Raw genomic sequence first — 5,310 nt, forward strand, 5'->3', positions numbered from 1 at the left:
CCCCTGTGCTCCCGGACCGGCTGTCCGCGGATCACGCGGTCCCGGACCACGCGTCCGCCGACCACGCGGTCACGGACCGCACGCCCACGGACTACGCGGTCGTCGCCTGTGCGTCCGCCGCCTGCGCCTTCAGGGCCCGCTCGACGCCCGAGCGGGACTCCGAGACGAGCCGGCGCAGGGCGGCGCTGGGCTCGGCCGAGGCCAGCCACGCGTCCGTCTCGGCGAGGGTCTCCTGGGCGACCTGGATGCCCGGGTAGAGACCGGTGGCGACCTGCTGCGCGATCTCGTGCGAGCGGGTGTCCCAGATCTCCTTGACCACCGCGAAGTACTTGCCCGTGTACGGGGCGAGCAGCTCACGCTGGTCGGTCTGGACGAAGCCCGCGATCACCGCTTCCTGCACGGCGTTCGGGAGCTTGTCGGACTCGACGACCGAGGCCCATGCCTCCGCCTTGGCCTCCGCCGAGGGGCGGGCCGCACGGGCCGTGGCCGCGTGCCGCTCACCGGCGGCGGTCTTGTCGCGCTCGTACTCGGCGCTGATCTCCGCCTCGTCGAAGCGTCCGACGGCCGCGAGCCGCTGCACAAACGCCCAGCGCAGCTCGGTGTCGACGGCGAGACCCTCGATGGTCTCGCGACCTTCGAGCAGCGCCTCCAGGAGGTCCAGCTGCTCCGGCGTGCGCGCGGTCGCCGCGAAGGCACGCGCCCAGGCCAGCTGGTGGTCGCCGCCGGCCTCGGCCGAGCGCAGGTGGGCGAGCGTCGCGTCCGTCCACCGGGTCAGCAGCGCCTCGCGGGCGGTCGGGTCGGCGTACAGCTCGATCGCCAGCTTCACCTGCCGGTGCAGCGACTGCACGACACCGATGTCGGACTCCTTGCCGATGCCGGACAGCACCAGCGCCAGGTAGTCGCGGGTGGCGAGCTCGGCGTCGCGGGTCATGTCCCAGGCCGAGGCCCAGCACAGGGCGCGCGGGAGGGAGGACTCGAAGTCGCCGAGGTGCTCGGTGACGAAGGCCAGCGAGTCCTCGTCGAGGCGGACCTTGGCGTACGACAGGTCGTCGTCGTTGAGCAGGATCACGTCGGGGCGGCGCTTGCCGACGAGCTGCGCAACGGCGGTCAGCTCCCCGTCCACGTCCATCTCGATGCGCTCACCGCGCACCAGCTTGCCGCTGCCGCCCTCGGCGCCGTCGAAGTCGTACAGGCCGACCGCGATGCGGTGCGGGCGCAGCGTCCCACGCGGCGGAGTCGCATCATCGGATACAGCGCCCTGGGCGCCGGCGGGCAGGGCCGGGGCCTCCTGGCGGATGGCGAAGGAGGTGATGACGCCGTCGGCGTCGGTCTCGATCTCCGGGCGCAGGATGTTGATCCCGGCGGTCTGGAGCCACTTCTGCGACCAGGTCCCGAGGTCGCGGCCGGAGGTCTGCTCCAGGGCGCCGAGCAGGTCGGACAGCCGCGTGTTGCCGAAGGCGTGGGCCTTGAAGTAGGCCTGGACGCCGCTGAAGAACTCGTCCATGCCGACGTAGGCGACGAGCTGCTTGAGGACGGAGGCGCCCTTGGCGTACGTGATGCCGTCGAAGTTGACGAGCACGTCGTCGAGGTCGCGGATCTCGGCCATGATCGGGTGGGTGGACGGCAGTTGGTCCTGCCGGTAGGCCCACGTCTTCATGGAGTTGGCGAAGGTGGTCCAGGAGTGCGGCCACCGGCTGTCGGGGTGGTAGGCCTGGCAGGCGATGGAGGTGTAGGTGGCGAACGACTCGTTCAGCCAGAGGTCGTTCCACCACTCCATGGTCACGAGGTCGCCGAACCACATGTGGGCCAGCTCGTGCAGGATCGTCTCGGCGCGCAGCTCGTACGCGGCGTCGGTGACCTTGGAGCGGAAGACGTACTGGTCGCGGATGGTGACCGCGCCCGCGTTCTCCATCGCGCCCGCGTTGAACTCGGGCACGAAGAGCTGGTCGTACTTCTCGAACGGGTACGCGTAGTCGAACTTCTCCTGGAACCAGTCGAAGCCCTGTCGGGTGACCTCGAAGATCGCGTCCGAGTCGAGGAACTCGGCGAGCGAGGGACGGCAGTAGATGCCCAGCGGCACCGACTTCCCGTCCTTCTCGTACACGCTGTGCACGGAGTGGTACGGGCCGACGATCAGCGCGGTGATGTACGTCGAGATCCGCGGCGTCGGCTCGAAGACCCAGACGTCGTCCTTGGGCTCCGGGGTCGGCGAGTTGGAGATGACCGTCCAGCCGGACGGCGCCTTCACGGTGAACTGGAAGGTGGCCTTCAGGTCGGGCTGCTCGAAGGACGCGAAGACGCGGCGCGCGTCCGGCACCTCGAACTGGGTGTACAGGTAGGCCTGCTGGTCGACGGGGTCGACGAACCGGTGCAGACCCTCACCGGTGTTGGTGTACGCGCAGTCCGCCACGACGCGGACGACGTTGCGCCCCTCCAGGAGACCGGGCAGCGCGATCCGCGAATCCGCGAAGACCTCGGCCGGGTCGAGCGGGTCGCCGTTGAGGGTGACTTCGTGGACGGTCGGGGCCACCAGGTCGATGAAGGACTCCGCGCCGGTCTCGGTGGAGTCGAAGCGCACCGTGGTCACGGACCGGTAGGTGCCGCCCTCCTGCGCGCCGGAGAGGTCGAGATCGACCTCGTACGAGTCAACGGTGAGCAGCTTCGCGCGCTGCTGCGCCTCTTCGCGGGTCAGGTTTGTGCCAGGCACGCGGTCATCTCCTCGTTATGTGTGGGTTGCGCCATCCTTCCACGGGACCCGCACGGAACGCGATGTCCGTTTCCCGCCGGTGCGGGGCACGCGCGGGCGCGAGCCTGGACGTATGACGACGTACACCGCACACCCCATCGGCCCGGCCGCCCTGAAGGAACTCCGCGACGGCGACGACGCCGGCCGTCCGCTCACCCCGCTGACCGACGAGGAGGGCGGTGCCCCGCTGCGCTGCTGCCTGCGCCGCAGCGAGCCCGGCGAGCGCATCGCCCTGGTCTCCTACGCTCCGCTGCGCCGCTGGGCCGCGCGGACCGGGGCCGAACCAGGCCCGTACGACGAGCAGGGGCCGGTCTTCATCCACGCGGACGCGTGCGCGGGCCCGGCCGGGGACGAGCTCCCCTTCGCGAACGCCCACCGCACGGTGCGCCGCTACTCGGCCGAGGGCCACATCCTGGGCGGACTGCTGGTGTCCGCGCCGGACGCGTTCGACGAGGCCTTCACGGCCGCGTTCACCGACCCGGAGGTGGCACTGGTCCATGTGCGGGCGGTGGAGTACGGCTGCTTCCTGTACGAGGTACGCCGGGGCTAGTACCCGTACGAGGAGCGGCGGGGCCGTCCCCCTACGCGGTGCGCCGGGGCCGGGGATTCCGCTCCGGCCCCGGCGCCCCGGCCGGCTCCCGGACGAGCGGGGCGGAGCCGGCGGCGGCCGGGAGGGGCGCGGCGGTCGCCGGACGGACTCCCAGCTGGCCGAACACCGTGGCCCCGAACGCCAGTGTCATGCCCGCCACCTGCACCGGCGTCAGCGTCTGCCCCAGCGCCGCCCAGCCGATGACCGCCGCGGTCAGTGGCGAGAGCGGGCCGAGGAACGTGACCTGGGTGGCGGTGAGCCGGCCGATGCCCCGGAACCACAGCCAGTACGCCACCGCCGTGTTCGCCAGCGCGAGGTACAGGTAACCGCCGATCGCCGGGCCGTCCAGCGCGGGTGGCGCGCCCTCGGCCACGAGGGCGACCGGCGCGATCAGCAGCCCGCCGGCGGTCAACTGCCAGGCGGTCAGCGCCAGTGGGCCGATCCCGTCCGGCCGCCCCCACCGTTTGGTGAGCACGGTGCCGGTGGACATCGACGCGGTGGAGGCGAGCGCCGCGAGAACACCCACGGGGTCGAGCGCGCCCGCCGCCTTCAGGACGACGAGGCTGACGCCGAGGGCCGCCGCGACGCCGGTGAGGAGCGTCCGCGGGGTCGGCCGGTCACCGAGCAGCAGCAACGAGAGGCCCGCCACGAGCAGCGGACCGGTCGACCCGACCACGGCCGCCGTTCCGCCGGGCAGCCGGTACGCCGAGAGGAACAGCAGCGGGAAGAACGCGCCGATGTTCAGCGCGCCCAGCACGGCCGCCTTCCCCCACCAGGCACCACGCGGCAGCACCCGCGCGAGCGCGAGGAGCAGCAGCCCCGCGGGCAGGGCGCGCAGCACGGCCGTGAACAGCGGCCGGTCGGGCGGGAGGAACGCGGTGGTGACGGCATAGGTGCTGCCCCAGGAGACGGGGGCGAGCGCGGTGAGGGCTATCAGGGCGGAACGGTTCGCGTCCACGGGACACCCGGTTTCGAGGAGAACGGCGGATGAGGGCCGGCGGGAGAGGGGCGGCGACGGGAATACGGCGGAAGCAGGTCACCGGAGGAGAGGGAAGGGAGCTGGCCGGAAGGAGCAGGCCCGAAGGAGCAGGTCGGCACTAAATAGCTTAGCGCTAATCTACTTAGACGCAAGCCGCTTAGCGGTGACCCGCTTCTCGGTGACCCGCTTCCTCCTGAGCCACTTCCTCCCGACCCACTCCCTTCCGAGCTACTTTCTTGCGGCCGACCTGCGACGCGGCGGATACTCGCCCCCATGAGCACCTCCAAGGACCCCGTCGACGCGATCATCGAGCAGTGGGCCGCTGTCCGGCCGGACCTCGACACCGCCGCGATGGAGGTCTTCGGGCGCGTCTTCCGGCTCGCGCGCGCCATGGGCGACCGGATGGAGAAGGCGTACGCGCGGTACGGGATCTCGCGCGGGGAGTTCGACGTGCTGGCGACCCTGCGCCGCTCCGACGCCCCCTACACGCTCTCGCCGCGCGAGCTCTCGGCCACGCTCATGCTGACGACCGGCGGCATGACCGGGCGCCTGGACAAGCTGGAGCGCGCCGGACTGCTCCGCCGCTCGCCCGACCCGCACGACCGGCGCGGCCTCCAGGTCACCCTGACGGACGAGGGCCTGCGGCTGATCGACGAGGCCGTCGGAGCGGGGCTCGACGTCCAGACGGCCGCGCTCTCGGCCCTCGACAACGAGCAGGCCGCCCAACTGGCCGGCCTGCTGCGCCCGTTGCTGGCCGCCACCGCGTCCTAGGCCCTGTCCGGCGCACCCAGGGCGGCGACGAGGGCGACCTCGGCCGCGGCGGCGTCCGGGGACTCGGCGGCCCAGGCCACGTATCAGTCGGGCCGCACCAGCACCGTCGTACGCGGACACGGTGGTCGTGAAACGCGTCGAGGGAGTCCTCGCCACCGGGGGGGGGGGGGCTCCCACGAAGAAGATAAGGGGGTGGGGGGAAGAGCGGGGGGCAGCCCATGTTAG

General features: G+C 72.0%; 4 protein-coding genes. 2 read left to right on the plus strand and 2 right to left on the minus strand.

Annotated features, from left to right (window positions below):
- Positions 1–91: 91 nt before the first annotated feature.
- A complete protein-coding gene (gene pepN / locus ACFWBT_RS41590; RefSeq protein ID WP_385709622.1) occupies positions 92–2,707 on the minus strand; it encodes an aminopeptidase N in 2,616 nt (871 codons plus the stop codon).
- Between the two features lie 112 nt (positions 2,708–2,819).
- On the opposite strand from pepN, the gene ACFWBT_RS41595 reads away from it, so the two are divergent.
- Positions 2,820–3,296 (plus strand): DUF1203 domain-containing protein, encoded by a 477-nt coding sequence (locus tag ACFWBT_RS41595; RefSeq protein ID WP_385709625.1) that lies wholly within the window; start codon positions 2,820–2,822, stop codon positions 3,294–3,296.
- A 31-nt stretch (positions 3,297–3,327) separates the two neighbouring features.
- Here the strand turns inward: ACFWBT_RS41595 and ACFWBT_RS41600 are convergent, their stop codons facing one another.
- Positions 3,328–4,293, minus strand: a complete 966-nt coding sequence (locus ACFWBT_RS41600) for an EamA family transporter (RefSeq protein WP_385709628.1) — start codon at positions 4,291–4,293, stop codon at positions 3,328–3,330.
- A 294-nt stretch (positions 4,294–4,587) separates the two neighbouring features.
- Here ACFWBT_RS41600 and ACFWBT_RS41605 point away from each other — a divergent pair, with 294 nt between their 5' ends.
- Positions 4,588–5,085 (plus strand): MarR family winged helix-turn-helix transcriptional regulator, encoded by a 498-nt coding sequence (locus ACFWBT_RS41605; RefSeq protein ID WP_385709630.1) that lies wholly within the window; start codon positions 4,588–4,590, stop codon positions 5,083–5,085.
- Positions 5,086–5,310: the final 225 nt, after the last annotated feature.

This window comes from Streptomyces sp. NPDC060027 (assembly GCF_042737005.1).
Lineage (GTDB): Bacteria > Actinomycetota > Actinomycetes > Streptomycetales > Streptomycetaceae > Streptomyces.